At 59.9% G+C, this 2,237-nt stretch carries 2 protein-coding genes and 1 pseudogene; 1 reads left to right on the forward strand and 2 read right to left on the reverse strand.

From position 1 onward, the window contains the following. Together NW815_RS05150 and glyA are read right to left on the reverse strand one after the other, a co-directional pair. Nucleotides 1-360, reverse strand: a pseudogene (locus NW815_RS05150) (undecaprenyl/decaprenyl-phosphate alpha-N-acetylglucosaminyl 1-phosphate transferase); the annotation flags it as partial. A 24-nt stretch (nt 361-384) separates the two neighbouring features. Further along, entirely contained in the window at nt 385-1,710 is a 1,326-nt protein-coding gene (glyA, locus tag NW815_RS05155) for a serine hydroxymethyltransferase (protein WP_414389373.1), read from the reverse strand. Between the two features lie 347 nt (nt 1,711-2,057). Here glyA and psaM point away from each other — a divergent pair, with 347 nt between their 5' ends. Continuing rightward, nucleotides 2,058-2,150, forward strand: a complete 93-nt coding sequence (gene psaM / locus NW815_RS05160; protein ID WP_011434349.1) for a photosystem I reaction center subunit XII — start codon at nt 2,058-2,060, stop codon at nt 2,148-2,150. Nucleotides 2,151-2,237 lie beyond the last annotated feature (87 nt).

Here is a 2,237-nt window from a genome sequence, read left to right on the forward strand (position 1 = left end):
CCCCCAGGCGGCAGCAGCCACGCCGAATTGCATCAACAAGCGGGAAAAAGGCGACAGGTGAAACAGGTCGTCCGCCAGGCCAATCAAAAAAAACAAAACCCCACCGATCGTCACCCCCCAAATCTCGTACTCCTGCTCGGTGCGCAAGCCCCCAAAAGCTCCGGCTCCCCAGAGCAACAGCAGGGCCACCAAGTTGCCAAAAAAGATGGAAACCCCCCCCAGGCGCACCATCGGTTGCTGGTGGATCTTGCGCTCGTCGGGAAAGTCCAACTGGCCACTGCGGATCCCGACCGCCTTCACCACCGGGGTTGCCCACAGAACCACACAGGCAGCAGCCAGAAAGGCAACCAAGTAGGGCATAGCAAGCCGTGGCGAGGATTGCGGTTATCCCAAGTGGGGGTAGAGGGGGAAACGACGACAGAGCTGAGCCACCCGCTGGCGACACTCTTCCAATACAGCAGGCTCCTCAGGCTGAAACAGACAATCGGCGATGATCTCCCCAATTTCCTCAAATTCTACTGGCCCCAAGCCGCGGGTGGTCAAGGCTGGGGATCCCAGACGCAGGCCGCTAGCTACAAAGGGCGGCTGTGGGTCGAAGGGAATGGTGTTCTTATTGGCGGTGATGTGGATCTCCCCCATCAGCCGATCCGCCCGTTTGCCCGTCATTACCGGATCCGCCGCCCCAGTTTTTTCCAGCACCGCCGAAACCGAGCGCAGATCCAGCAACATCAGGTGATTGTCGGTGCCCCCGGAAACCAGTCGAATGCCTCGCCGTTGCAGGGATCCCGCCAGGGCTTGGGCATTGGCGATAACTTGGGCCGAGTACTGGGCAAAGCTGGGCTGCAGGGCTTCTCCAAAGGCCACCGCCTTGCCGGCAATAACATGCTCCAGCGGCCCCCCCTGGCTGCCGGGGAACACTGCCTTATCCAGCTTTTTGCCCAATTCTGGGTCGCGGGTGAGAATGAGTCCCCCGCGCGGCCCTCGCAGCGTCTTGTGGGTAGTGGTGGTCACCACATCGCAGAGGGGCACGGGGTTGGGGTGATGTCCAGTGGCCACCAAGCCGGCAATGTGGGCAATGTCGGCCAGAAGATAGGCCCCCACCTCGTCGGCAATGGCGCGGAAAGCGGCAAAGTCAATTGTCCGCGGATAGGCAGAGTAGCCGCAGATGATCAGCTTGGGCCGGTGCTGCAGGGCCAGATCCCGCACTTGGTCAAAATCAATCCGCTCCGTCTGCGGATGCACCCCGTAGTGCACCACGCGGAACCACTTGCCGGAGACGTTTACCGGGGAGCCGTGGGTAAGGTGGCCGCCGTGGGCCAGATCCATGCCCATAATTGTGTCTCCTGGCTGCAGCAGGGCCAGGAAAACGGCGAAATTGGCCTGCGCCCCCGAGTGGGGCTGCACATTGGCGTGGGCTGCCCCGAAGAGTTGCTTAGCCCGGTCAATGGCCAGCTGTTCAATCTCGTCAATAAACTCACAGCCGCCGTAGTAGCGCTTGCCCGGCAGCCCTTCTGCATACTTGTTGGTGAGCACCGAGCCCTGGGCTGCCAAGACGGCAGGAGAGGTGAAGTTCTCGCTGGCGATCATCTCCAGGTGATCCCGCTGCCGGTTGAGCTCTTGCTGGATCAGGCGGTAAACAACGGGATCCGTTTCCGCCAGGATGGCCAAGCTATCCCGTGAGGTGGTCAGACTTTGTGGAGCAGCTACCATGATGACGCCAAGACCGAACTTCGCAGGAGGAATGGGCAAGAACTGCTTCGCCGTCGCGACGGCGTTGCGGAGCAACATCGTAGCATGACCCGCAAACCAGCAGCGCAGGCCCCGGCCTTTCTGCCTGGGGTAAAACCCCAAAACTGAGAAAGAATCCCTAGCTTTAGGGGTGGGGAGAATGTCAATCGATCCAAGCAGAGGATCTGGGAGCCACGGTCAAGCGGGATGGGCAAGGGCTGCTTTGTAAAGAATGTTGAGCTTTTCTTCTCGGTGTCAAGGCTACCCCTCAAGCTACGGTAGAGTGAGGGGGCTAACTTTTGTGCAATTCCACTGTTAGGGAGTTGGTTATGACGGACGCACAAGTTTTCACCATCCTGGCGATTGCCTTGGTGCCGGCAGTGATGGCTCTGCTTTTGGGATCCGCCCTGGCCCGTAGCTAAAGCTCCTGCATCTCCCAAAAAGTGCCTCTGGATCCCTTCGGCCTGCCCCGTCACGACAGTGTTGCGGAGTAATAAGGCAGGCTTTTT

Origin of the sequence: Synechococcus sp. R6-7 (assembly GCF_047461695.1) — a bacterium.
In the GTDB taxonomy this organism is placed as follows: Bacteria; Cyanobacteriota; Cyanobacteriia; order Thermostichales; family Thermostichaceae; genus Thermostichus.